17 protein-coding genes, 10 pseudogenes and 1 riboswitch are annotated in these 25,674 nt (G+C 59.4%); of the genes and pseudogenes, 12 read left to right on the top strand and 15 right to left on the bottom strand.

Features of this window, described 5'->3' with window-relative positions; genetic code table 11:
* Positions 1–49 precede the first annotated feature (49 nt).
* A pseudogene (locus tag HU230_RS40230) lies at positions 50–536 on the bottom strand (IS66 family transposase); the annotation flags it as partial.
* A 20-nt stretch (positions 537–556) separates the two neighbouring features.
* Here HU230_RS40230 and HU230_RS40225 point away from each other — a divergent pair.
* The 6 genes and pseudogenes from HU230_RS40225 to HU230_RS40200 all read left to right on the top strand — a co-directional run bounded on the left by HU230_RS40225 (position 557) and on the right by HU230_RS40200 (position 8,257).
* The gene (locus tag HU230_RS40225) at positions 557–856 is read left to right on the top strand and encodes a hypothetical protein (protein ID WP_166072566.1); all 300 of its coding nucleotides are present in this window, start codon (positions 557–559) and stop codon (positions 854–856) included.
* Between the two features lie 684 nt (positions 857–1,540).
* Positions 1,541–2,347 (top strand): glycoside hydrolase family 12 protein, encoded by an 807-nt coding sequence (locus tag HU230_RS40220; protein WP_173640774.1) that lies wholly within the window; start codon positions 1,541–1,543, stop codon positions 2,345–2,347.
* Positions 2,348–2,701: 354 nt separating this feature from the next.
* Positions 2,702–4,054, top strand: coding sequence for an IS1380 family transposase (locus HU230_RS40215; protein WP_176533562.1), 1,353 nt, complete (start codon positions 2,702–2,704; stop codon positions 4,052–4,054).
* 485 nt (positions 4,055–4,539) lie between these two features.
* Entirely contained in the window at positions 4,540–4,761 is a 222-nt protein-coding gene (locus tag HU230_RS43920; RefSeq protein WP_173640773.1) for a hypothetical protein, read from the top strand.
* Positions 4,762–4,946: 185 nt separating this feature from the next.
* Positions 4,947–5,648, top strand: a pseudogene (locus HU230_RS40205) (IS5 family transposase).
* Between the two features lie 1,883 nt (positions 5,649–7,531).
* On the top strand, positions 7,532–8,257 hold the full coding sequence (locus tag HU230_RS40200) for a LuxR family transcriptional regulator (RefSeq protein WP_166106170.1): 726 nt from the start codon (positions 7,532–7,534) through the stop codon (positions 8,255–8,257).
* Between the two features lie 328 nt (positions 8,258–8,585).
* Here HU230_RS40200 and HU230_RS40195 read toward each other — a convergent pair.
* From HU230_RS40195 to HU230_RS40150, 10 genes and pseudogenes are all read right to left on the bottom strand, one after another.
* A pseudogene (locus HU230_RS40195) lies at positions 8,586–9,550 on the bottom strand (IS481 family transposase).
* Between the two features lie 344 nt (positions 9,551–9,894).
* Positions 9,895–10,617, bottom strand: a complete 723-nt coding sequence (locus tag HU230_RS40190; RefSeq protein WP_173643943.1) for an outer membrane protein — start codon at positions 10,615–10,617, stop codon at positions 9,895–9,897.
* 607 nt (positions 10,618–11,224) lie between these two features.
* Positions 11,225–11,470, bottom strand: a complete 246-nt coding sequence (locus tag HU230_RS40185; RefSeq protein ID WP_176533563.1) for a hypothetical protein — start codon at positions 11,468–11,470, stop codon at positions 11,225–11,227.
* A gap of 593 nt (positions 11,471–12,063) precedes the next feature.
* Positions 12,064–12,793: pseudogene (locus HU230_RS40180) on the bottom strand (IS256 family transposase); the annotation flags it as partial.
* Positions 12,778–13,314, bottom strand: a pseudogene (locus tag HU230_RS40175) (IS66 family transposase); the annotation flags it as partial. The pseudogenes HU230_RS40180 and HU230_RS40175, both read right to left, overlap by 16 nt.
* A 7-nt stretch (positions 13,315–13,321) precedes the next feature.
* Complete coding sequence (locus HU230_RS40170) at positions 13,322–14,311, bottom strand: IS30 family transposase (RefSeq protein ID WP_173643978.1); 990 nt, start codon at positions 14,309–14,311, stop codon at positions 13,322–13,324.
* Positions 14,312–14,340: 29 nt separating this feature from the next.
* Positions 14,341–15,056 (bottom strand): annotated as a pseudogene (locus HU230_RS40165) (IS5 family transposase).
* A 127-nt stretch (positions 15,057–15,183) separates the two neighbouring features.
* Positions 15,184–15,678 (bottom strand): annotated as a pseudogene (locus tag HU230_RS40160) (IS630 family transposase); the annotation flags it as partial.
* Between the two features lie 79 nt (positions 15,679–15,757).
* Positions 15,758–16,372, bottom strand: a complete 615-nt coding sequence (locus HU230_RS40155) for a group II intron maturase-specific domain-containing protein (protein ID WP_173643996.1) — start codon at positions 16,370–16,372, stop codon at positions 15,758–15,760.
* Between the two features lie 4 nt (positions 16,373–16,376).
* Positions 16,377–16,568, bottom strand: a pseudogene (locus tag HU230_RS40150) (helix-turn-helix domain-containing protein); the annotation flags it as partial.
* Positions 16,569–17,467: 899 nt separating this feature from the next.
* A riboswitch (cobalamin riboswitch) is annotated at positions 17,468–17,664 on the top strand.
* A gap of 101 nt (positions 17,665–17,765) precedes the next feature.
* On the opposite strand from HU230_RS40150, the pseudogene HU230_RS40145 reads away from it, so the two are divergent.
* From HU230_RS40145 to HU230_RS40125, 6 genes and pseudogenes are all read left to right on the top strand, one after another.
* A pseudogene (locus tag HU230_RS40145) lies at positions 17,766–18,445 on the top strand (5-methyltetrahydropteroyltriglutamate--homocysteine S-methyltransferase); the annotation flags it as partial.
* Between the two features lie 63 nt (positions 18,446–18,508).
* Positions 18,509–18,676 (top strand): hypothetical protein, encoded by a 168-nt coding sequence (locus tag HU230_RS44230; protein ID WP_420831765.1) that lies wholly within the window; start codon positions 18,509–18,511, stop codon positions 18,674–18,676.
* 81 nt (positions 18,677–18,757) lie between these two features.
* Positions 18,758–19,183, top strand: a complete 426-nt coding sequence (gene tnpA, locus HU230_RS40140) for an IS66-like element accessory protein TnpA (protein WP_224924222.1) — start codon at positions 18,758–18,760, stop codon at positions 19,181–19,183.
* Entirely contained in the window at positions 19,180–19,536 is a 357-nt protein-coding gene (gene tnpB, locus HU230_RS40135) for an IS66 family insertion sequence element accessory protein TnpB (protein WP_176529066.1), read from the top strand. Before tnpA ends, tnpB begins: the two co-directional genes overlap by 4 nt.
* A gap of 122 nt (positions 19,537–19,658) precedes the next feature.
* Positions 19,659–21,137 (top strand): IS66 family transposase, encoded by a 1,479-nt coding sequence (gene tnpC, locus HU230_RS40130; RefSeq protein ID WP_176534836.1) that lies wholly within the window; start codon positions 19,659–19,661, stop codon positions 21,135–21,137.
* Between the two features lie 6 nt (positions 21,138–21,143).
* Positions 21,144–21,779 (top strand): annotated as a pseudogene (locus HU230_RS40125) (5-methyltetrahydropteroyltriglutamate--homocysteine S-methyltransferase); the annotation flags it as partial.
* Positions 21,780–22,514: 735 nt separating this feature from the next.
* On the opposite strand, the gene hemN reads toward HU230_RS40125, so the two are convergent.
* The 4 genes from hemN to HU230_RS40105 all read right to left on the bottom strand — a co-directional run bounded on the left by hemN (position 22,515) and on the right by HU230_RS40105 (position 25,603).
* The gene (gene hemN, locus HU230_RS40120) at positions 22,515–23,867 is read right to left on the bottom strand and encodes an oxygen-independent coproporphyrinogen III oxidase (RefSeq protein ID WP_176533564.1); all 1,353 of its coding nucleotides are present in this window, start codon (positions 23,865–23,867) and stop codon (positions 22,515–22,517) included.
* Between the two features lie 505 nt (positions 23,868–24,372).
* Positions 24,373–24,741, bottom strand: coding sequence for a hemerythrin domain-containing protein (locus HU230_RS40115; protein ID WP_224580942.1), 369 nt, complete (start codon positions 24,739–24,741; stop codon positions 24,373–24,375).
* 120 nt (positions 24,742–24,861) lie between these two features.
* A complete protein-coding gene (locus HU230_RS40110) occupies positions 24,862–25,038 on the bottom strand; it encodes a helix-turn-helix domain-containing protein (protein WP_224924784.1) in 177 nt (58 codons plus the stop codon).
* Positions 24,953–25,603: a cyclic nucleotide-binding domain-containing protein gene (locus HU230_RS40105; RefSeq protein ID WP_224924220.1), complete on the bottom strand. Its 651-nt coding sequence runs from the start codon at positions 25,601–25,603 to the stop codon at positions 24,953–24,955. Before HU230_RS40105 ends, HU230_RS40110 begins: the two co-directional genes overlap by 86 nt.
* Positions 25,604–25,674 lie beyond the last annotated feature (71 nt).

Raw genomic sequence — 25,674 nt, 5'->3', positions numbered from 1 at the left:
CGCCTTCCCGATTCCCGCCGTCACCAACTTTCAGCGATAGCTCGGGCCGGGCCTGGATCACGCCGTCCTCCTTCTTGAAGGCACGTAGCGATCACACGGAACTTCACCGGCACCACATCCAGACGCTCTGACACGTTCTCGCCGATCAGCACCTTCTGCTTGACGGCATGCTCAGCCAGCTCTTCCGGCTCAATGACCGTTTCGATCCGTTCCAGATAGGGCGCAAGGCCCTGGCGCCGACGCGGTACGCTTGTCATCCGCTTGCTCACGGCCCTCGTTGACCTGGGCCTTGATCGCACCGATGCCGGTCTCGATTTCCTCGAAGACAAAGGTCTGCTGTTCATCGTCACCGTTCGCAGAGCCGAGCTTTTCTGGTTCGTCGGCCGAACCGGGCGCGGTCGAGGGACCTTCAGGATCTGCGTCAGCCGCTCGATACGCGCATCGGCATAGGCGGTGCGCGCCCTGATCGTAAGCGGGGCTGCGAGGCCCATCAGATTGTTTGTGCGTAGACCTGTGAGCGCCGTTAGAAGAGTCATCTTCTGCAAGGGTGCTCACAATGGACGACCATTCGGACGACATAAGACGACCGTTGTCACCGCGCATAGAAGTGTACGCCGGCGGCGGCCGGAAACAGTGGCCAGATGATTTGAAGGCGCAGATTGTCGCGGACACCTGGCGCGTTGACGCTCGGGCCGAGCGGCATTATCGCTCGCGGCACTCGAGTTGCGAGGTTGTGGTGGCGTCTGTGGAAGGCGCAGTGATCGAGATTGCCAAAGGCGAGGTAGTCGTGCGTGCCGGCGTGGATATCGACGAAGCGTACTTGCAGCGGGTGATCCGCGCGGCCCGTTCGGCATGATCCCCTCTGGTGTGAAGGTGTTCCTCGCCAGCCATCCAGTCGACTTCCGCAAGGGTATCAATGGCCTTGTTGCGCTTGTGCGCGATGCCGGCTCAGATCCGTTCGACCGTGCGCTTGCCAAACGGCTGGCCGAGCAGCGAAATCGATGCGCTTATGCCATGGAACGCGGCCGCCTGACGGCCTCACCTTGCCGCGTACTTTCGGTCAGTTCGCATTCAGGGTAGAGGCAGCGTAGACGAAAGCCGTCGCCCGCCACGGACGAACAACTGACTGCGCGCCAGCGCTGGTTAGACCGTCTGGCTATGAGATATAAGAGTCCCCCCATGAACGAACCAGACGAATCCGACCTTTAGAAGGAGTCACGGCATTACCCATAAATTTGCGAACTTCGGTAAGTCGAACGAGAGCACCACACTCTTTGTTGGACGTTCGCTCTAAGTATGTTCGAACTAGGCTCGTCATCCAGTGGATCGTTGCCACTGTCTCAGCAGGCTGTTGTCATCCGAAAGACGGCAAACCCGGGCGTGGCTCCGCCTTTCTCCTTGAGCTCGTCAGCTTCTCGAAAGCCAACCTTCCTAGCATTCGCACCCGGTCTCTAGATGCCAATGCCGCCTATGCTGAACTAGGGTCCCCGCTGGGCGGATCTGCAGGAGACTTTGTTATTATAATCGAAAGGAGAGCTTTATGGATTCCAATCGGATAAGCGGTGGCGGCGCGCAAGGGTCCCCACCGGGGTACGTCCGGACACAGGAGGATCATGATCTATTTAGGCAGGCCGCGAATGAAGCCGGGTCATTATCATCTGCCGCGCTTGTATCGGCGCAGGCTCCGATTTGGAGTTCGAGCGCTCCATACGGAAGCTTTTCACGCGATGGCTACTCTTGGAACAACGACGTATGGGGTCCGCGCCCTGGGCCTCAGACGATTTCGGTGAGTGGCGTCAACCGGTGGAGCGTATGGTCGAACCAGCCTAATACGCCGGGCATCAAGAGCTATCCGCACGAGGCTTTTAGTATCGGGAAACCGCTCAGTTCAATCAACACTCTGAGCTCGAGCTTCAATCAGGAGGTTCCTACTGGCGGCGCCTGGGATGTCGCCTACGATATCTGGGACAGCTCAAACCAGCATGAGGTAATGCTCTGGACAAACTACACCGGAAACTCGGACGGGAGCGGCAACGTTAAGCCCATTTCATATCATTATGCCCCTTCCGGTGCGGCGATTCCGGTCTACAGCAATGTCAATGTAGGCGGAGCGACTTGGAACGTGTTTGAAGGTGAAGGCCCCGACGGTCACAAGGTCATCTCATTGCTGCGCACTTCGAAGACCAACAGCGGGACAGTGGACATCAAGAGTATCCTGCAGTGGATCAAATCGAAGGGGTACTTTGGCGACATAAACGTCGGTAGCGTCCAATACGGCGTCGAGATTACCTCGTCCCCGGGGGGAAAGAACTTCAATTTCAACAACTGGTCTGTGACCTCGAAGTGAAGATCCGTGTGCGGGCGGCAAGGTGAGCTGCGCTTATGCCAATGAGCCACGCTGGCTGACGGCCTAGCTTGCGCTTACCGTCTCGCTCGCGGCCGTAATGGACACATTCCCGCCGCACCAGCCTCTGATGAAATGTCGCGGACGTTCTGTACGCGTTCGGTGATGGCTTCGCTGGAAGGATCACTCGCGTCGACTGCTTGACGGCCGGCCCTCGCGGTCAAGGCCTCTAAAGCCCGTCTTATTCGTCAGAGGGCGCCTGAGAGGCTGGCGAGCGTGGTGTAAAGCGCTGATGCGGCGTAGGATTCGGTTGCAAAGCCAACCCCATCACCTTCAGCCGCGAACACCACGCCCGCCATGACCGATGATACGATTCTGCCCTTCTCGTTTCCAGCCGTTCACGCCAAGAAAGTCACAGCTGCCTTCGATGGCGGTCGGCTGACCTCGAACGGGGGCGTGATGCTTCTGGCGATGGCCGAGCGGCGTCTCGGCTTGGCCGACAATTTGGCCCGCGTGTTCCCGGATCGGCGCGATCCGACGCGGGTCGTGCACAGCCTTGTCGATATGTTCCGCGCGCGCATGTTCGCGATCTGCTGCGGCTACGAGGACGCCGACGACCTCGATCATCTGCGGTCCGATCCCGCATTCAAGCTGGCCTGCGGACGGCTGCCGGACACGGGTCGCGATCTGTGTTCCCAACCGACGCTGTCGCGGCTGGAGAATGCTCCGCGCCTGCGCGACGTGATCCGACTGACCTACACTTTGGTCGACGCATGGATGGATAGCTACCCGCGCGAGCCGGCATCCGTCACGCTCGACATCGATGATACCTGCGATGTCGTCCACGGCCATCAGCAGCTCTCGCTGTTCAACGCTCATTATGACGAACGCTGCTTCCTGCCGATCCACGTCTACGACACGGAGAAGAGCCGGCCCGTGGCGGTCGTGCTGCGGCCCGGCAAGACGCCGGGCGGCGTCGAGGTGCGTGCCCATCTGCGCCGCCTGATACGGCATATCCGGACGCGGTGGCACAACACGCGAATTACGTTCCGTAGCGACGGGCACTATGCCCGGCCGGAGGCACCGGAGGCAATGGCGTGGTGCGAGACCAACGGCATCGACTACATCTTCGGTCTGTCCGGCACCAAGCCGCTCGCCAGAAAAGTCGACGAGGCCGCCGACGACATCCGCACGCGACGCGCCATCGAGAACCTGCCGGTTCTGCGTGGCTATACCGAGACGCGCCACAAGGCAAAGTCCTGGGATCGCGAACGACGTACCGTCGCCCGTATTGAGGCGACGATGCTCGGCCTCGACATCCGTTTCGTCGTCACCAGCCTCGATGTCGGCTCGGCCGAGTGGATCTACGACAGCCTGTATTGCGCGCGCGGCCAAGCCGAGAATCTGAACAAGCTGCATAAGACGCAGCTCGCCTCCGATCGCACCAGCTGCCGTTCGGCGCTCGCCAATCAAGTCCGCCTCGTTCTCGACACCGCCGCTTATTGGCTGATGCTGACCGTGCGCGACGCGATTCCCAAAGCCCGGGAATTGGCCACAGCCGAGTTCGCGACGCTGCGTCTTCGTCTCTTGAAACTCGCTGCCCGTGTCGTCGAGACCACGAGCCGCATTCGCCTTGCGTTTGCCGCGGCATGTCCCGAAGCCGACCTGATCCGCGGCTTGCCAGGCGCGCTGCTGCCGCTCGGTCCTTGACCGGCGAGGCGTCCGCCCCCGTTCGCCCAACCTACACCTCAAGCGCGTTGCAAAGTACCGGTCGTCAGGCGGTGAAAAGCCGAAGACAATCCCGCGCGCCTCGTCAGAGCAGATGTGCGGCCACATCAATCGGACTAAAAACGCACTCTCACGAATAGGACCGGCTAAACAGCCTAATCGGGCAAACTTTCGAGAAGCTGACGAGGTCTGCGATCCCGGAAGGCGTGGACCTAATTTTCTGCGTCCCATTGCGCTGCCGCCCTCCGCGCTCGGACCCGAGTTCGACCTGGTCGATTCCAAGCGGCACGATCATGTTACCCCCAGCGGCAACACGCAGCGTTTTCGGTTCAGCCGCTATCTGCGAAGGTGATGCGATGTATCGCCTTCGTCCGATTCGGACCCGAGCCGTCGCGAAGCAGCCGTTGTCTGCGGAGAGCGTAGTCGCAACAGTGTTGATGTCGATAATGCAAATCTGGATAGTGCGAATGCTTGTGGCGAAGCGGCGCGTGGAGATGCCGGTGCGAATGCGGCTCCGCTGCCGCGGCTTCAGCATGCAAATGCTGGTGGTGTTTGCGGCGGGTCAAGCGAAGTCACCCGATCCGGTGATGTCGATCCGGAAAGCCGGCCCCAAGCGTCAGTTCAGCGCCACTCCGGGCTTCCGCGCGGAAGAGTTCATTCCCGATATCTGCAAGGGATACTCTTCCTGAGCGGTGATGGAATTCGATGACAAGCGTCGGAACCGCTAAGACTTCATCGCGCGGAAAGGTGCCGCACGATGTTTTCATCGCGTCTTGTTTTTGAACGTGCAACCCTAGGCGGTGTGGACTCTAGGGATTCCTTTTAAGGAGCAAATCAGATTCAAAGCTGCTTTTGGGAGGCAGTCTTGGGTGTGATGCAGTGGTTGGTTTTGAGCGATGCGGCGTGGGAGCGGATGGCGCCGCTAATCATCGGTCGGCTTGACCAGAAGGGCTCAACGGGACGCGACAACCGGATGTTTGTGGAGGGCGTACTTTGGATCGTGCGCACAGGCCCTCCCTGGCGTGACCTTCCGGAGGCGTTCGGCGACTGGAACAGCGTGTTCCGGCGCTTTAGCCGGTGGAGCATCAAGCGAGTTTGGGCACGGATTTTCGAGGCGATGTCGGACGATCCGGACTTCGAATATCTGATCGTCGACTCCACCGTCGTCCGAGCGCATCAGCACGCCGCCGGAGCGAAAAAAGGGGTCTGAAGATCAAGCGCTCGGACGCTCGCGCGGCGGCCTGAGCACCAAGATACTCTGGCCGTCCGAGGCCTGGGATGCCCGGTGCGATTCACGCTGACCGCAGGCCAGAAGGGCGACGCGCCGCAAGCTGCCGAACTGATCGAAGGATTGCCTGCCGAGGTCGTTATAGCTGATACGGCCGCCGATCATTTGCGCCAAGCCATCGCAGCCAAAGGGGCACTCGCCGTCATCCCCAACAACCCGTCGCGGGCACTCTAACATCCGCTCGACAAGCATCTCTATGCCCAGCGCCACCTCGTGGAATGCTGCTTCAGCAAACTCAAGCAGTTCCGTCGCGTCGCAACCCGCTTCGAAAAGACCGCCCGAAATTAGCTTGCCGTCGTCACTCTCGCAGCCATCGTTCTATGGATGCGACAAGTGTCCACGCCATCTAGTCTGAATGTGTCGATGAGCGAGCTGCCGGCCGGCAAGCCAATCTGGGCTTTTGGGAGTGCCGAATAGGAGCTCCTCCTAGAGAGAAGGGCTGAACGTATATCTTTTTAACCACAATGTCCACGCGGTAGCCAGCGGCGGGAATCTGGAAGTGCAACTTGGCGAGGCGAGTTGCCTCTCGCCGCTTATGCTCACCATGCTCGGCATCTCACCTCAAGATGCCCAGCATGCGTTTCGTTCGACGTCTGGCGAGCCATGAACAAGAAGCTGCTTGTGCGACGAAGACCCCAATAGAGAATTGTACAACCCGACGCTACGTCTGATACAAGTTTCTGCGAGCGCGCATGAAAACAATTCGGACTGGAGGTCAAAGCAATCGACGAGCCTCAATTCCGCCACGCTGCTTGTCTCATTGCCACAAGCATCATCACGGATGTACTGATGATGTTGGGGCGGACCCGGCGCACTTCCAACCCCGGCAAAGTGCGTCGGGGCGCCTTGGTTCGACGGCGTCTCGCCCTCGCCGAATTCGGGCAGAATGATCTGTCGAGTCCCTCTATGTTGCGGCGCGAATTGCGAGCTGTCGCCGTGCCCCCGATCACTTTGAACTATCGACAGGATCGATTTCGCCAAACTCGAGCAGATCGATGGCTCTGCATAGGTACAATGAGGACCTTCGAGCCAATCGCGCATGAGTTTCGCGCCCTTCAAGACAAGCGGGTGGTGTTCCTCGCGGATGCTGGATGCGATGGAGGCCGTTCAAGCGTATAATGCGTGAGCAGCAGCGCGAGCAGCTCGCTCCAGCGCAGAGAGCTGCAATTGGGCTGACTGATCTCGATTGATTCGTGCTGCGCCATTGTCGCGTTTCCTCCCGATGTCGCGATCGCTTCAATGTGCCTAAGGCGCGCGAACGCGTCGTCCGTCTTTCAAGCCATTGATTAGACGGATGGTTTCGCGTGGCCGGCAATTGGTCCGACGCTTGCTGTTCAGATGCCACGTCCTCTCCTTTCTGGAGATCTGTATGCAAAGTGTCGTCTGCATCAAGCGAGCCTCGCGCCTCCGCGCATGCAAAGTTGCACCGCCGTCGCGGCCAACATTTGCGGGCACAACCCCTTCGCGCAGGACCTGCCCGACCTTCCCCGTCCGGCACGGGGCACTGATACTAGGCGGCTACCTTCTGCCTCGGGTAGTACCCCGTAAAGCTCATCGATCACCTCTTCGAGGCCGTCGAAAGGAGAGGACCAGTCACGGGCTAAGGGCGCCAGTTCGCTGGATTGGGAGAAAGAATAAGGTTGCTGTCGTTGTCACTGGCACGCAGAAGATCGATGGCAACACCGCGACGTTCGATCCTGGCGCCGCCAAACCGATCGGTGTGCTCTATCTCGCCTGGATCGCGCGGCGAAGCTTCATTCGGCAGGACATCGCTTTCATACGGCCCAGTCTGAGCAGAGCCGACGTTTTAGCCGCGGGCCTGCCCCCTCAACCCAGGGCGAGCTGGGCAATCGTCAGTGTGCCCATGCTTCACCAGATGAGCCGGACAGAACATATTGAGGGGGCATCGGCGCGGCGGTTGCCGCATGCGGTTCAACCTTTGATCAAGAATAGCGGCGGCACCTCGCAATGTTTGAAGGATGCGTCACGCGACCACAGCGGACGGGAGGGTGACAAGTTCGGCAATGGCAGATCTGGCGCAGCATCCGAGCGCTCCGGCCTTGACGAAGAGCAACCCAAGAGTTCAGGTCATGGAATGAAACTTGGCTCCGCCTGAAACAAGCGCAATCGAACACACCAACACCGATGGTGATGGGCGTCCTGAGGCGCCTATGGATCTTTTTAGCTTCACTGAATGCGCAAACCGGACACATTCTCTCAGAGCCCTGTTCGACCTTCTTGTAAGCTGTGCGAGCCAGGAGGGTTTTACTGAAGTTTCCTATGGATCTCTCAACTTCGTCGAGCCACTTCGGCTGGCGGACTACCCACCCCCGACCGTAGCCGTGAAATGGCCAATAGACTGGTGCGACCGCTATTTTAAACGCAAGTACCATACCATCGATCCGGTGGTCCGGCGCACTCCGCTGCTTTCGCGGCCTTATCTATGGGATCAGCTCGGCCAACAATATCAACTTCAGCCGGACGAAAGACGGGTGCTTGACGAGGCTAGAGAGGCAGGTCTGAAGCATGGTATGAGCGTGCCATTGTTTGGTCCGCTGGGCCGGGTATCTGTCGCCTCGTTTGCGTCTCCATCAGAGAATATTGATCCTCAGCATTGCATCAGTCACCTCAACGCTCTGGCTTGGCAATTTCACACTGCCTATGGTGAAATCGCGCGCCGCGCGGATGCTGACTGCGACAAGAAAGTTGCGCTGTCACAGCGGGAAACCAGCTGCATACGATGGGTGGCCGAGGGTAAATCGTCGTGGGAAATCGGAATGATCTTGCAAATCAGCGAGAATACTGTGAACTTTCATATTAAGAATGTGATGCGAAAGCTGGGCGCGACGAGTCGGATCCAGGCCGCCATCATGGCCGTTCGACTCAATGTCCTTTGATACCGGCTGAGAGCAAACGCCGGCTGTTTCACAACTTTCAATATGGCGCTTGCCACCGAAACTGCCGCGCAACGATCGATCGGGAAAAAGCGCATTGAAATCTGACGCTGCGTCAACTTCGGATCCGCTACGTTGCCAATATGTCGGATGAAAAGGCCCTTGAAAAGGTAATGCGTGCGGAACTGATGAGATCCCCAGACCCGCGGGGCGAGTACAGAAGCGGCTCGTCCAACGCTCCGCCTTTGAGACATCGCCGCATCGTATTGGTCGTGATGCCGACGCCCCCAACAACAACGTGTCGCTCGATGCATCACTCCAATGAGATCGCCTAGGTTTTTAGTCCCGGCATTTGCTGGAGCGGATTGAGGGTGAATCGTTCGGGCTCTTTTGTCCAGGCTTTGCAGATATATTCGTAGGGCGTGAGGCCCTTCAGGGTCTTCAGCCGCCGAGCCTAGTTGTAGGCGGTGATGAAGTCGGTAAGGTGAGCTTCGAGCTGATCGTGTCGATCGTAATGATAGCGTTGGACGGTCGCTTCCTTGATCGTGCGGTTCATGCGCTCGACCTGCCCATTGGTCCAGGGATGCTTGATCTTGGTCAGCCGATGTTCGATGCCATTCTCTTGGCAGCGCATATCGAACATATGTGTCACGTATCTTGCCGTCGGGCCGTCCGCGTAGCGCGGCAAGAAGGTGAACTGGATCCCATTGTCGGTGAGAACCGTATGGATCTTGTAGGGGACAGCCGCGATCAGAGCTTCGAGGAAGGCCGAGGCGGAGGTCCTTCCCGTCTTCCTAGCCAGTTGTACGAAGGCGAACTTGCTGGTGCGACCGATTGCGACGTAGAGGTAGAGCTTGCCTTCGGCGGTCTGGAGCTCAGCGATGTCGATGTGGAAATAGCCGATCGGATAAGCCTTGAACTTTTTCTTCGAAGGCTTGCCGCCTTCAACCTACGGCAATCGGCTGATGCCGTGGCGTTGGAGGCAGCGATGCAGGGACGACCGCGTCAGATGCGGGATGGTCGGCTGCAGGGCATAGAGGCAACCGTCGAGCGGCAGCAGTGTATGCCGCCGGAAAGCGACGATGACCGCCTCCTCCTCGATGGAAAGGACTGTCGAGTTGGCTTCCTTGGGGCCTGTCGAACGATCGGCGACGTCTCGCGCTGCTTCCACTTCGCGACAGTCTTCTGGTTGATCCCGTAGCGCTTGGCGAGTGCTCTCAGGCTCTCTTGACTATTTTGTATTGCTCGACGGACTGCCTCCGTCGTGGTGGCGCAGCCGTGTAAAACTTGTCCCATAGCGCATCCTTCGAATCGTGCGACAAGAATGCACCATCAAAGCCCGGGACTAAACACCTAGGGCAAGGTGGCCGCGCCAGTGGCCTACGTCGTCTGGAGCTGCTTGCGCTCAGTCGGCGAAAACCGGTGATCATCCCGGCATCTGGCTCATAAATTTGGTGGCGCCACGTACACCATTTGATGTTAGCTGCCATTTGAGTGACGTCGCGCAGTCCGTCGAGAGACCGAGCTCGGGATTCAGGAAAATTCGGCCGCGGCCGGGCCGCTGCAGAGAGCGCCTCCTGAAGAAAGAGCCCCGACCCAAGTCGAGGCTCTCGATTCACCGCGCTAGTGCGTAGAGATCATTATTTGCCAAGCACTGGGCTGAGCTTGTAATTGAGCCGCGCTGTGATCAGATCGACGTCCTGGTGGACGCGATCCACGCCGGCACCTGGGAAGGCTACATTGGTGCCCTGCATGAACAAACGGTCATACTCGACGCCGGCGGACCAGCTCGGCGTAAGACTGACTTCGACACCGGCGCCCAGCGCGCCACCCCAACGCACATTGCTGCTTTTGGCAATCTCCGTACCAGTCGCCACTGAGTCGATGTGGTAGGTGTTGCTGGTCACGGCGGCACCGCCCTTGGCGTAAAGCAGCACGGCATTGAATGCGTAGCCAATCTGGCCAGCAAGCAACCCGAACGCATCCGTCTTGGTGCGGAGGGTGTCGGCCGGGAAGGCGGTGCTGACATTGGAGCCGCTGAAGTCGGCCCAATTGCCCTGGCCCTCGATGCCGTAAACCATATTGAAGATCTGCCAACGATAGCCAATCTGGCCGCCGATCGAACCACCTGTCGAATTATGACAGCCCTCGGGAGTGGCGCCATTGAAGTTCCAGCAATTATGGCCAGCCCCCCAGCCGCCATTGATACCGATATAGTAGCCGGTCCAGTCAGTGATCGGGGCCGCGATGGGCATCGGCGGCGCCTTTATATTGACGGGCTGCACGGCGAAGTCCGCGCCAAGCGCCGGTGCCGCTGCACTGAGCGCGACAATGCTTGCAGTCAGAATCAGAAAACTCTTCATTTCGAGTGTCGTTCCTTTCGGTGCCCCCCGGCGCTGTGCGTCTTAACAACATCGACGCCGATTGCTGTAACTGCAGGACAACAATCCTTCGGGAGAAATGCGTCGAACCGCACGCAGCGTCAGATTGTGGAGCGTGCAAGGACGTCACGCGCACCCGTCAGCGAAATGGCCGAATCTCGCTGGAGCTCACACGCAAAATACGCCAATGGAAAATCGGATCAGTCAACGTTGGAAGACGTGAGGCATTATGGTGCAGCGTGCTCCTTGGGACTGCGGTTTCGCATCGCGGTGCGCCGTGATATGGGGTGTAAGCTCCCCGTCAAGAACCAGCGCGAGAGCCGAGCTGCGTAAGTCCTGCCGGTGCGTGATGAGCTGCTTGGCGAGTGCTCTCAGGCGGGCCGCGCTTTATCAAGCCGTTGAGGATCACCCGATCGCAGGGCACGTGCGATCACAACGCGCGCGGCGTTGCGGCGCCTTCAGCGCGGCGAACGATATGAGTGGAGGAAGGTCAGATCGGTCACCATCGGCGTCGGCGTTCGTTCTTGGCTGAATGACGGGGCAAACCCGGCGAACCGGATCTCTCTTGCCAGTGGATGTGCGAGGAAGCCTATTGCGTGGTCGCATGCGCAAGCTCGGCGCGCAAATTGCGTATCGCCTCGTTTGCAAGATGGAGTGCATTGCGTTCGCCGTTCCTTACCGAGCTCGCCAGTAAATCGCGCAATCGGCGATGAAGGACGGACTTCAGATTGTGCGCTAGGATCGGATCACTCTCGACAAAGCGCCACGCCTTATCAAACGCCACACTCACGAGAGCCTCTGGCGCCCGGACCTGCTGGGATAAGTCGTGATCCATCTCAAACTCCACTGCAACGCCCTTCAAAGACAAATCAGTTTGCCCCAAACGAAACCGAGAGCATGTGGCTAGCGCTCAAATCGGTTTGCGATCTTGCTCGCGCATCGAGCTACGCTCGGCGCCATAATGGACATCATATAGATGCTTGTTGAAGTTCGGATGACCGAGCGTCGTAATGTCGATCAATTGGAATTGATCTCGGAGCGAGTGAAGCTAACAACGCAGTACAAGCGTCTCTAGCGGTACCGCTTGAGGTCCGCTAACGGTGCAAGGCGTTGCTTCAGGCGATCAAACTTCGCTCGCGCCAGTCGCAGCTTCAACACGACCATGGCGGTCGGGGTCGTCCACCATTTGCAGATCTCAAGCGAACAGCCTGGTCGTTTTCTGAGATGTCGGCTTCCGATCAAGCCCGGTATATTCCGGACAAGTGTTGTTGGTGTTGTGACATGTCTCGGGGCATTATCTTGCTCGCATTATGGATCTAAGCCCCGTACAAGCCGAACATGTTAGAAGAGGATGAAAAACGCCAGCGCCGATCGGGCCGGAATTGATCCAGAGTGCGCCGGATCGGGTCCACGGGCGTGGTGTGGCGCGTTGAGGCGCTCGATCGGGTTGGTCGAGTGCAGGTTGGTTCGATGCTGGGGCAGGAACGTCATGTAGGCGAGCACATCGGTCTCGGCCTCGTCGAGGAAGCCAGCAAGCTTGAGCAGCTTGGGGTCGGCGACCTTCCGCCCACTGCGCTTGGGCGGTCTCGGCATCGTCCTGGGCAAAGGCGGTGGCGATGAAGGCGGAGACGACGCGCGGTCCGCTCTTGCCGGCATGCGACCAACGCGTTGCGCATGAAGTGCACGCGGCAGCGCTGCCAAGTGGCGTTGAGCACCTTGCTGATGGCGGCCTTGATGCCCTCGTGCGCGTCGGACACAACCGGCTTGACGCAGCGCAAGCCGCGGCGGGCGAGCTTGCGCAAGAACTCCGTCCAGAATGTCTCGGCTTCGGAAGGGCCAATGTCCATGCCGAGAACCTCGCGGTGGCCGTCACTGTTGACGCCGACCGCGACAATCACCGCGACCGACACATGCGGCCATTCTGGCGCACCTTCACGTAGGTGGCGTCGATCCACAGATACGGCCAGTCGCCCTCGATCGGGCGGGCGAGGAACGCCTTCACTTTGTCGTCGATCTCGCCGCACAGCCGGCTCACTTGGCTCTTGGAGATGCCGCTCATCCCCATTGCCTGCACTAGGTCGTCTACCGAACGGGTCGAGATGCCCTGCACGTAGGCCTCCTGCACGACGGCGCAGATCCTCTTCATGCGTAAGCGTCGTTCTCAGGCCACAGCTTTGAGGTCTTGACGGCAAAGGCCCACGGAAGCAGTTGATCGATGTCGCTGTTTGGATGGCCGTTGACGATCCTGGTGAGGGCGTCGGTCAGGTAAGCGAGCGGATCGACGTCGTTCAGCTTACAGGTTTCGACCAGGGAGGCGATGGCGGCCCAGTGCTCGGCGCCGCCGTCGGAGCCTGCGAACAGCGCATTTTTCCGATTCAGCGTGATCGGACGGATCGAGCGCTCGACGACGTTGTTGTCAAGCTCGATACGGCCATCATCGATGAAGCGCGTCAGGCCATCCCAGCGTGTGAGCGCATAGCGGATGGCGTCGGCCAACTTGCCCTTTTGGCTGATCAACGCGAGCTTTGCGCGGAGCCATCGCTCGAAGGCTTCCGCCAGCGCCCGGATTGTCTGCTGCCGAACGAGACGGCGCTCCTCGGCGCCGCGGCCACGGATGTCCCTTTCGATGGCGTAGAACTCGGCGATATGCTTGAGCGCCTCGCTGGCAATGGGCGCGGGGATGGAGTCACGTTTGAAGTGCAACGATTGATTTGAGTTTGGAGAATGCCTCGGCGGGGGTCTTGAAGTCCAGGCATTTGCGTGGGGTATCGAGCCGCCTGAGGGCGGCTGCCGTAATGTACCTGAGGTCGGTTTTGCGTGGTAGAGAGCGTCGTAAGCGCCCGATGGAGTTTTCCACGCCGCCTTTTTGCCAGGGACTATGGGGATCGCAGAAGAAGGTTTGGACGCCGAGGGCGTTGTGAAGCCTGTGATGCTCGGCGAACTCGGTTCCGTTGTCGAAGCTGATGGTTTTACGGATCGCCTGTGGAAGCTTGCCAAGTTGACGGGCGATGGTCCGAGGGGTGAGGACAGCTTTCCGATCGCGTGGATGCAGCACGATGCTGAAGCGGGCTTGTCGCCCGTGGAGAACCAGCAATCCTTGGCCATATCGCGCGAACAGCATGAAGTCGGCTTCCCAATGACCCGGCGTCCCGCGGCCTTCGACCTCGGAGGGTCGTTCATCGATCGAGCGCCGTTGTTTAATGAAGCTGGCAGGGCTGCCGCCTGGGCGTCGCCGGCGCCCTCGTCTGAGTTTATGGCACGGCAGCAGGCGGTGCCAGTAATCCTTCTGGGCCGTACGATGATAGATGAAACGATAGATTGACTCGTGGCTGATCATGACGCGACCATGCTCTCGCGCCAGTCGACCAGCGATCTGCTCCGGCGAATGTCCCATCGCAAGGCTTTTGCCGACGCAGTCCCGCAGGGCCGGCTGGCGCGCCAGCTTGAAGCGGCCATCCTGCCGTCGCCGACGTTCGGCCAATTGTTGAGCCCGGACAGGTTCGTAACCGCCCCTCCAGACCTTGGTAGGCCGCGAGTTGCGCTCCAGCTCCCGACTTATCGTCGACGTCGCGCGGTCAAGCGCAGACGCAATATCGTTTTGAGATTTACCGCCTGCAGGCAGGCGGTAAATCTCAACGCGCTCTTCAAGGCTGAGCTGGCCATAACATTGTCCCATCGCCACAACACCCTAGGTCGTGTGGACACTTACCGCATCCAAAGGACGATGGCTGCGAGAGTGACGACGGCGCGATAATTTCGGGCGGTCTTTTCGAAGCGGGTTGCGACGCGGCGGAACTGCTTGAGCTTTGAGAAGCAGCATTCGACGAGGTGACGCTGGGCATAGAGGTGCTTGTCCAGCGGGTATTTGAGTGTGCGTGACGGATTGTTGGGGATGACGGCGAGCGCGCCCTTGGCGGCGATGGCTTGGCGCAAATGATCGGCGTCATAGGCCGTATCGGCCATGACGACCTCGGCAGGTAGTCCCTCGATCAATGCGGCAGCTTGCGGTGCATCGCCCTGCTGGCCTGCGGTCAGCGCGAACCGTACGGGACATCCCAAGCCACGAACGGCCATATGTATCTTGGTGCTCAGCCCCCCGCGCGAGCGGCCGATCGCCTGATCTTCAGACCCCCTTTTTTGGCGCCGGCGGCGTGCTGATGCGCCCGGACGATGGTGGAATCGACGATCAAATATTCGAAGTCCGGATCATCGGACATCGCCTCGAAGATCCGCCACCAGACGCCCTTGATGCTCCACCGACTGAAGCGCCGGAACACGCTGTTCCAATCCCCGAACGCCTCCGGGAGATCACGCCAGGGAGAGCCCGTGCGAACAATCCAAAGTACACCTTCCACGAACATCCGATTGTCGCGCCCAGTGGAGCCCTTCTGGTCGGGGCGACCTATGATCAGCGGCGCCATCCGCTCCCAAGCCGCGTCGCTCAATACCAAACGGTCCATCACACCCAAGACTGCCTCCCCAAAAGCAGTCTTGAATCTGATTTGCGCCTAAAAGGGAATCCTTAGAGTCCACACCACCTAGAGCGTTTCACATTTTGACTGAAGCATAACCGGCGTTTGCGAAGTAGTTTGGCATTCGCGAGGCTGGATGTCCTGAACGAGGTGACCGATTTGGCGCCAAGTGTCTTCGACGGTGCGCCTCTGAGCCTGCCGCATCCAGTGTTTGATCTTGGAGAAGGCCTGTTCGATCGGGTTGAGGTCGGGCGAGTATGGCGGCAGGTACCAGAGCCTGGCGCCAGCAGCCTGGATCATCTGCCTGACAGCTTTCGACTTGTGGCTTCCGAGGTTGTCGAGAATGACGATGTCGCCTTCGCGCAGGGTTGGCAGGAGAAGGTGCTTCACATAAGCGCAGAAGCATTCGCCGTTGACCGGGCCGCCGAAGACGCAGGGTGCCGTGAGTTGGTCATGGCGGAGCGCGCCGAGGAATGTGAGGGTATCGCCAGTGACCGTGCGGGGCGAAGCCGCGCAGGCGTGCGCCCATGGGGCCCCAGCCCCGCAAAGGGGCCATGTTGGTCTTGATCCAAGGGTGAGTAGGCCGGGGGATTTTCACCCCCGGCCTCTCGCAGAACGGTGCGTGAACCTCTCGGTTCACACCGCTCCCGTCAGGTGAACGTGGTCGTTCCGAAGAACTGCCAGTGTACGAACAGCTCCGCGTTATTCCGAGCCAGCTTTCGCAAGAACAGCGAAGCACCGGTTTTGTGGAGCCGGAAGCGCTTGTACTTTCGCATGGTCCACGCCTTCAGCTTCTGATTGACGTAGTCGACCAGAGAGAACAGCGCTGAACGGCTGAACCGACCATAATAACCTATCCACCCCCGGAGGAGCGGATTGATCTGTTGGGCAATCTCAGCCAGCGTCCCCGGCGTTTGCCGGGGAATGTGCAAGCTTCGGATCGTTGCTCGCATGGTCTTCAAAGCTGTCGGACTGACCGCCGGGGTGTATCCACAAAAGAATTCCTTCCGCTGTGACGTTGCCACCTGCCGCGGCCTGAACTGATATCCGAGAAAGTCAAACTTGACCCTCTGATACGTTCGCCGACGCCTGTTGTCCATGCAATAGACGATCTGCGTCTTTGTCGGGTGCATCTGAAGTCCGCACACCTCCAACCTCGCTTGAAGCTCCGCCCTAATGGCCTCTGCTTCTTGCTCGGTCCGGCAGTGCACCAGTCCGTCGTCGGCATACCGACACCAAGGGAGGTCGGGATGTGTCCCCGCCATCCAGATCAAGCACGGGCTTGCGGTGACCGCCGATGTTGCCAAGCGCAACCGAGCCGGTCGCCCGCTGCCGCTGTGACCACTTCACAACCGACGAGAGCGCAACACCAAACCGTTCCGCCACAGATCGGCAGCTCTCGCCCGCTAAAACCGACGCCACCACACGCTCGCGAAGATCCAGGGAAAGAGGTCGGGTCATGCGATGCTGGCCTCCAATCCAGTCAGCATCTTGAATCATAAACCGCCAAAAACCGGAATCCCCTCCGATTCAGTTAAGCAATGAAATGCTCTAGTTGCAGCGCCAGGCAGATGTGCTTGGCACTCAAGGGCCCACAACGATACGAAACCGCCCATCAGCGCCGGGCGTTTGGAACAGACGCCGCCGAAGTGCACGCTTTAAGCAGGCGGGCAAGATGGTAGCATTCACTCGCTGGCATGCGCGATCGCTCGTGTCGGCCGGCGCATATCGTGCTCTTCAATCGACCGGAAGATGCGGCCTCGACGCAAGTCCTGTCCTCCGCAAGCAGGTAGAGGCGCCGAGCCGTGCTAGCCTCGGCTTGAGCCGATCAATAGTTTCGAGAGAAACTGTCGAGCGGTGTTACTCAAGAGCGGTCTTACCATCAACCCGAACAGGCCGACCGCCGAAACGGCAACAGCAAAGACACCGAGGGCACTCCAAACAGCCATTTTCATTGCGAGCCGGTCTCCTTGGTTTGGTTGATATGCTTGCCTGGGCAGTATCGCCAAAAAGTGTCCGAGTGACGCCTACCAGAAATGGCTGGCATCACAGAACCACCTCGCGCCGCGTATGCTATCTTATTCGGTGGATCGTTGATTGCTTGGAGAAGGCAGCGCAGCGCGCCGTGCTTGATGAACCGGGGCCAGCTTGCATGAAAGCCGTCTGTTCGACCAAGTGGTCCTCGGTGCAAAGGCGGCGTATTCGGATTTGTCGCTGCCCACGCGGAGGGACATTCGGGGTGTCATCCGATGTCCGTGATTGTAGAGCGACTTCTGCATCGAGTATGAACGGCGGGCATGCCGCTAGGCACATTAGCAGATCGCAACATGACGCGAGGTTGACGGAATATCCCTTTTGCCGATAATTGAAGGTGTCGAGGTTCTCCGGTCTCATTAGGCCGGAGCTAAGAGGGAAGCCGGTGTCAATTCCGGCGCTGTCCCCGCAACTGTGAGTAGCGAGCTGTCCAACGAAGGCACTGAAGCCTGACGGTTTCGGGAAGACCGGACAGCAGCGCTGAGCCGCGAGCCAGGAGACCTGCCCCGCCACTATCTTCGTCCACCGGCGGGTGTCCCGGTGGTGCGCCAAGCAACGGTCGCTCGCGCGGCTTCTTCTGCCTGCGTCCGCCATGGCCTTTGCCACCAATATGGGGTTAACGCTATGTCTCTTCTCTCTCTTCCGGTTGCCACACTCGGAACGCCACGCATCGGTCCAAGGCGAGAGCTCAAGGTTGCGCTCGAAAGTTACTGGGCCGGAAAAATCGCCGAACAGCAGTTGCTCGAGGATGCAGCTGGCCTACGTGCCGCAAATTGGGCTCGCCAGAGGTCTCTCGGTGTCACCGTGATCCCATCGAACGATTTCTCACTGTACGACCAGGTGCTCGACACCAGTGTCATGGTTGGTGCCATCCCAGCAGTCTACGAGCCGAATGCCGGATCCATTTCGCTCAAGACATACTTCGCCATGGCACGCGGGGCACAATGCGACGGTCAGGATGGGAGTTGCGGTCACCCGTCGCGTGGATATGGCGCACCCGCGCAGGAGATACCAAATGGTTCGACACCAACTACCATTACATGGTCCCGGAATTTCACCCGGGGCAGACTTTCAGACTATCCTCTCGCAAACCAATCGAGGAGTACGAGGAAGCCAAGGCCCTTGGCTTTCAGACGCGCCCTGTCCTGATCGGGCCGGTTACATTCTTGAAGCTTGGCAAGAGTGCCGATCCTGCGTTCCAGCCACTGTCACTGCTAGATGACCTGATACCGGTCTATATTGAGCTTTTGAAGGAATTGGCCAAACGCGGGGCAAATTGGGGTCAATTCGACGAACCTTGCCTGCAACCATGATCTTGATGCTTCGGCGAGCAACTCTCCGGCTTCGCATTTACCAAAAACGGTTGGGTGCAATCCTATGGCTCGCGCTGTGTCCGGCCGCCGATCCTGTTTGGAGATGTCTCGCGGCCGAAGCCGATCACGGTGGACTGGTGGCGCTATGCGCAGTCGCTAACCAAAAGGCCGATGAAGGCGATGTTGACCGTAAGCGCTGTTCAGCGGCCACCTTCCGGATGACGGGGTGATCTGCGAGTCTGCGGTTCGGTTTGGACCGTTAGGCTTAGAATGGACACAGAGCATAGTGCTATCACGGAGCCGGTGCGGCGGCTTGAAGTCTTCACCGGAGCCGGCCGTCGGCGGAAGTGGAGCGATGGGGACAAGGCGCGGATCGTTGCGGAGATCGTGGCGAGCGGCGACTCGGTCTGTTCGGTAGCCCGACGGCATGGATTGTCACCGCAGCAGTTGTTTGGCTGGCGACGTCAGTTGCGAGAAGCAGCAGGCGGTCATTCCGCAATAGAAGAAGTACAGTTTGTGCCGGCGGTGGTGGATGCCGCGGTGCCGGCGCCCGCTGTTGACCGGGAGCGCAAAGCGGTGCGCTGCAAGGCCAAAGCGGATACCCGGGCTCGCCGTTGCGATGCCGGGATTATCGAGATCGAAGTCGACGGCATCATGATCCGGGCCGGTCGTGGTGCGGATACGACGATGGTTGCGTCGATTGTCCAGGCGCTGAAGGCGAGCCGGTGATCGGTCCGTCGGGTGCGGTCCGGGTGATGGTGGCGACCAAGCCGGTGGACTTCCGTAAGGGGATGGAAGGGCTCGCGACCCTGGTGCGCGAGAGCATGCGGGCAGATCCATTCTCGGGAGCTGTCTATGTGTTCCGGGCCAAGCGGGCGGATCGGATCAAGCTGGTGTTCTGGGACGGAACGGGTCTGTGCCTGTTCGCCAAGAGGCTCGAGGATGGGATCTTCCGCTGGCCGAAGATCGAGGACGGCGTGATGCGCCTGTCGGCGGCGCAATTGTCGGCGCTGCTGGAAGGGCTCGACTGGCGGCTTGTGCATGAGGCGCGGGAGACGTCGACGCCAACGCAGGCCGGATAGCTGTTGGCAGCGCTGCGGCGAAATGAATCAGGAGCGTCGGACGCGTCGCCAGATGGCGGCGAATATGCTCTGAATTGGGTGTGAGCGACGCCCTGCCTGACGATCCCGAGACGCTGAAAGCGATGCTGCTTGCCGAACGATGCGAGAGCGAACGGCTGCGTCAGATCATCAAGGAATTGCAGCGGCATCGGTTTGGCCGGCGGGCAGAGACGCTGCCTGAAGATCAGATGCTGCTGGGCTTGGAAGACGTCGAGCAGGTTGCCGCATACAACGAGACGGCACAGGACGTGAGCGCACCTGAAGGCCGTGAGGCGCGGGCTCGCACGCGCCGCGGCAACCGTGGCGCCTTGCCGATGCACCTGCCGCGGATCGAGGTCGTCGTCGACATCGAGGGCAAGACCTGTCCCTGTTGCCAGGGCGAGTTGCACCGGATCGGCGAGGATAGAAGCGAGCGGCTGGACCTGGTCCCGGCGCAGTTCCGGATCCTCGTGACCCGGCGTCCCAAATACGCCTGCCGGGCTTGCGAGGACGGGGTCATGCAGGCGCCGGCCCCGATTAGGCTGATCGAGGGCGGATTGCCGACCGAGGCCACCGTCGCCCACGTCCTGGTCTCCAAATATGCCGATCACCTGCCGCTCTACCGGCAGGCGCAGATTTACGCCCGCCAGGGCATTGAGCTCGATCGTTCGACGCTGGCGGACTGGGTAGGACAAGCTGCCTTCCACCTGCGTCCGCTGCATGACCGTCTGCTCGGCAAGCTCAGGCAACGGCCAAAGCTGTTCGCCGACGAGACGACGATGCCGGTGCTCGATCCCGGCCGCGGACGCACCAAGACCGGTCAGCTCTGGGCCTATGCAGCGGACGACCGGCCGTGGGGCGGTGCCGATCCGCCGGGCGTTGCCTATGTCTATGCCCCCGATCGCAAAGCCGATCGGCCGATCGCCCATCTCGCAGGCTTCGAAGGGATCCTGCAGGTCGATGGCTATGCCGGCTATGGCAAGCTCGCCGAGCGTGGCGATGTCCAACTTGCATTCTGCTGGTCGCACATGCGACGTAACTTCTACGAACTTGCCACACCCGGTCCCGCGCCCATTGCCAGCGAGGCGCTCAAGCATATCGCCGAGTTCTACGCCATCGAAAGGGACATCCGTGGTCGCGGCGCCGAGGAGCGCCGTCTCGTTCGGCAGCAGAAAATCCGGCCGCTGGCGGAAGCCTTCGAGCGATGGCTCCGCGCAAAGCTCGCGTTGATCAGCCAAAAGGGCAAGTTGGCCGACGCCATTCGCTATGCGCTCTCACGCTGGGAGGGCCTGACGCGCTTCATCAATGACGGCCGCATCGAGCTCGACAACAACGTCGTCGAGCGCTCGATCCGTCCGATCACGCTGAACCGGAAAAATGCGCTGTTCGCAGGCTCCGACGGCGGCGCCGAGCACTGGGCCACCATCGCCTCCCTGGTCGAAACCTGTAAGCTGAACGACGTCGATCCGCTCGCTTACCTGACCGACGCCCTCACCAGGATCGTCAACGGCCATCCAAACAGCGACATCGATCAGCTGCTTCCGTGGGCCTATTGTCGTCAAGACCTCAAAGCTGTGGCCTGAGAACGACGCTTACTGTTGACCGGACCAGTAACGATCTTGAACTGGTCGTTTGTTCGCGAGGATATTCCCCGAAGCGAAGTCTGCCGTCAGATTGCGCTCGCAATTCGAGATGAAGTCGGCGATCGCGAGAATGCGGGTGCTTCCATGATCCAGATCGATGAGGGTGCACTACGCGAAGGCTTGCCATTGCGTAGTGCGCAGTGGACCGTTTACCTCGAGTGGGCTGGAGATTGCTTCCGCATCTGCTCATCGGGCGTCGCCGAACAAACTCAGATTCATACCCACGTGTGTTACTCAGAATTCAACGACATCATCCATGCGATTGCTGCAATGGACGCAGATGTCATCTCGATTGAGACTTCGCGCTCGAAGATGGAACTGCTCGACGCGTTCAGGAACTACAACTATCCGAACCAAATTGGGCCAGGCGTGTACGACATTCATTCCCCACGCGTTCCCGAGACCGGCGAGATGAAGGAGCTCATGGCCTTGGCTCTGAAGCGGCTGCAGCGGTCGCAGCTCTGGGTCAATCCGGATTGTGGCTTGAAGACACGCAAATGGGAGGAGGTTCGCCCGGCACTTGTCAACATGGTCGCTGCGGCCCGCGAACTGCGCGCTGCATCCGCTCCAATAGGCCATTGATCCTTGGTCAGGTCTTTCGTCGAGCTGATCGGCTTAAGGAGATCTCGATAGTCCCGGGAGAGCCTTGGTGAATACAAAAGGCCCGGCCGCGTTTAGCGGCCGGGCGGAAGTCGAGTCTGGGAGGAGCGACGCTGCTAGGCATCGCGGCCACTTCCATCGGCAGAGGGAGCACGGCCGACGGCTCGATCTCGGCGAGGACATTCGCCGAAAATCTAAGTCCCAGTTAAGGCACAGGTGATCGTAACTCAATTATGCCCTGGTATGCGCCCAATATAGCCAAGGATTAGAAGACTACACCAAGGTTGTTGCTGATGAGGACTGTCTCAACGACTCGCTGAGTCGAGCATGGGTGGGCGATGATGTGGAGCGATCGCCATGGAAGGCAACGAGCCGCAAAACGTGGTGCGCTCTCCTGCCCGCAAACAATACGCTCAATCACCGAGACATATCAAAATCGCGCTCGCAAGGACCTCATCATCACCAATGAAATGAGCAGCTTGAGTTAGGCCAGATTCGGTGGGTCGTTGGTCAAACCGTTGTCGCCCGATTGGAATCCTCGGTTCCAACGAGTGTTTGAAATCTACGTACGGCTCGACGTAGTGGGTGTGACGACGCTTGTAGATAGCTCGGGACCGGATGCCAAATCGGCGTGCTATCAGCCCCGCGATACTCCTAACCAGAAGCCGATTTGGTGATGTTGATCTCCGATCGGAACCGGATCGGGTTGGCTTCGGTTCAAACCGCCCGACCGTGCGTAGCCCTCGACCCAGGGAGGTGCGCGTCGAACGAAGATGCGACGCTCCGGACGAGAAACTCTGCGCCATCGACCACGGAAAGTCGACCGTCGTCCAGTACGGCAACTCCATCTGCGATCAGGTTGGCGAGTCGAGAACGATCGACGACGGCCAGGCTCGGATCCTTGCCGTAACGACGGCATGTCTCGCAAAGATCGACTGCCATGCCGCACATGAGTCGCTCGATGATTTCGGCGCGGAAGCGATCGTCGTCGGCCAGCAAATAGCCCTTCATCGTGGCCAGCCGTTCCTCGGCGATGCGAGCAAGGTAGTCCTTTATCGACACAGCGTTCGCGACGAACCCTTGTTGCATCTGGCCAATGGCGCTGGCGCCGAGTCCAAGGAGGGTGTCCGCCGAATCATCCGTATAACCTTGAAAGTTGCGCCTCAACCTGCCTTCCTGCCGTGCCAGGGCGAGATTGTCGTCCGGCAGGGCGAAGTGATCGATGCCGATGCGTACATATCCAGCGTCGACCAAAGCTTGCGCGATCGTTTCCGATTGGAGGTGTCGCTCGACGCTGTCGGGCAGAGTGGATCCATCGATCTTGCGTTGATGCTTCTTAAAGAAAGGAACGTGCGCGTAGCCAAACACCGAGAACCGATCCGGATGCAGTGCGAGGCATTTGGAGAGAGTGTCGAGGCAGGAAACGACGGTCTGCTGGGGCAGCCCATAGAGCAGGTCGAAATTAATCCGGCCGATGCCGGCGCGGTGTAGAAGATCGACCGATACTGCGGTCTGTTCGAAGCTCTGCAGACGGCCAATGGCCCGTTGAACAACCGGATCGAGGCTTTGGACACCTAGGCTCGCCCTGTTGACCCCGCAATAGCCTAGCGCCTCGGCCATCGGCTCGGTCAATATGCGTGGATCGATCTCTACGGCGATCTCGGCATCAGGCAAAATTGCGAACGAATAGCGCAACGAGGCGACCAGATCAGCAAACGTTTCAGGTGTCATGATCGTCGGCGTGCCGCCGCCGAGGTGGACATGGGAGACCGGTTGTCGTCGACCGATGGTTTCTCCAATGAGGTAGGCTTCAGTTCGCAGTGCGGTTGCATAGGTCGCGAGCGGCTCCTGGCGTTTCATGACAGATGTGTGGCAGCCGCAGTACCAGCACATGCTTTGGCAAAATGGCACGTGCACGTAAATCGAGGCGGACTGCTGGCCGCCTAACGACTTGAGCCACGCTTGATAGTCGGATTCGCTAACTGACGCCGAGAAATAGGGAGCCGTCGGATAGCTGGTGTAGCGTGGCAGGGAGTGCTGCCCGTAGGATTTTGCCAAGTCGGGTCGCATTCTTCTTCTCTGGGTCCAAATCGCAGATACGCCGGATAGGTTTTTTACGCCGGATAGGTTTTTGCGCTGCGTCAGTTTAATGGTGGCTGATGGCAGTGGCGAGTCTGAAGCCAAATTGGTAGGGCATGCCCACGGCGTATGTCGTCCCTGGATCGCGATGAGCGGTGATGCCGCAGCAATGGGCGGCATGCAAGCCAGTTCTCGTTTTGATCCAATTGCATGAGCGAAGGGAGAAAGTATTCCTCTCCCGAAGGATACTAGCCGTCCCTCGTGAGGCCATGTAGCGGGCTGCCGGCCATTCCGGAGGAAAGAGCGACCGAACTCCGTTCGGCTTCAGCTTCTTGCTCCAATTCTAGGATATGCGCTCTTAGCGCATCGGAGGTCGCCCTTGCTGCTTCGCTGAATAGGGGATCACCATGATCGGTGAGTGCAGAAGCGATGTCGGACCAATCCTGAGGGGATAGAGCCAGAACGGCGGCGGGAAATAAATCTCGTTCTTCCAACATCATGTGGTGCCGCTCGCGTACGATAAAGTCGCGTACGGTATTGCCGACGTCTTGCCGAACGAGTTCACGATCCGCGAGGACCCATCAATAGCTTGAACGGCGTGGTGCAGACGGTCGACGACTTCCTGGTGTTCATGTGCGAGATTGCCGACGATCGCATCCGGATCGCGAGTCTCGAGCTTTGAGAAAATCAAGTCTTCTTGAGGATGATGGTACATCGCCGGGTAAACCTCGAAGTAACTGAGGATCGCGCGAATGACCTCATAGTCCGGACGGGTCCCATGCTCGAAAACCTCCAATTCGCGTTGGAGGAAAGTCAGAAGAAGATCAATATTGCGATGCTCTCGAAGCAACAGATCGATGGTCATTGTAGGCTCCATGGAGGAACAAGGTAGCAGGTCGCTCGAGCTAAGGGTCAGTGTCCTTCACGGCGCCGCAATTGTTCGCGCTGTTCTTCCAGAATTCGCATTTTCGCCGCGGCTTGCGACTTAACCCAAGTTCTGCGCATAGCGGCTGGATAATCTGCCGTCACGCAACTCGACTCGGCGTGAGGTTGGTAGGGCAATAACGCCATTCTGCTCAAGTTGGGTAAAGGCGTACGACACCGTCTCGATGGTCAAACCAAGGTAATCGGCAACATCCTGCCGTGACATGGGAAGTTCGATCGCAGCGTTCTTGGTAGCGCGGCGAGACATATCGAGCAGAAAGGCCATCACCCGATCTTCTGCGCTGCCGATCAGGAGCATTGAATGTTGCTTGAAAGAGGCGGAGCTCCAGCGCCATACCGTCCCACAGCTGTCGCGTGAGCTCCCTCTCGTGACTGGCGCGAACAATGACGGCGGAGCGCTTCACCATCAGCAGATGCGTCTCACAGATCGCCTCGGCCGAAGAGATATGGCTTTCTCTGGCCTCGAAGCCGAAGATGTCACCGGGCAGATAAAATGCACCGATCTGACGGCGTCCGTCCTCCAGAATCTTGTAGGTTCGCACAGCACCTGACACCACCTGATACAGGTATTCAGCTGCCTCATCCTCGCCGTAGATCTCGCTGTTGCGAGTGAACCGCATCGGTGCCGCAATCATACCAAACGGACCACAACCATGCGGCTGCCTGCGCAAGACGCTAGTCGGATGTCGGCTGATCTCGCGAGAAGGTGCGGCCAGGCGGAAGCGCAATGCCTTAGAATGTGGCAGGTCGATATCGATCGAGCTGCTGGAGGAGCTGCTCACGGACAGTCTTGCCACCAAAATCACCGGAGAGCGGCAAGGCCAGCCGTTGAGCCGGATCAATATGTCACCCG

Origin of the sequence: Bradyrhizobium quebecense (genome assembly GCF_013373795.3) — a bacterium.
GTDB lineage: Bacteria > Pseudomonadota > Alphaproteobacteria > Rhizobiales > Xanthobacteraceae > Bradyrhizobium > Bradyrhizobium quebecense.
The sequence above is the reverse complement of the archived record's forward strand: the minus strand, read 5'-3'. Positions and strand labels throughout refer to the sequence as shown.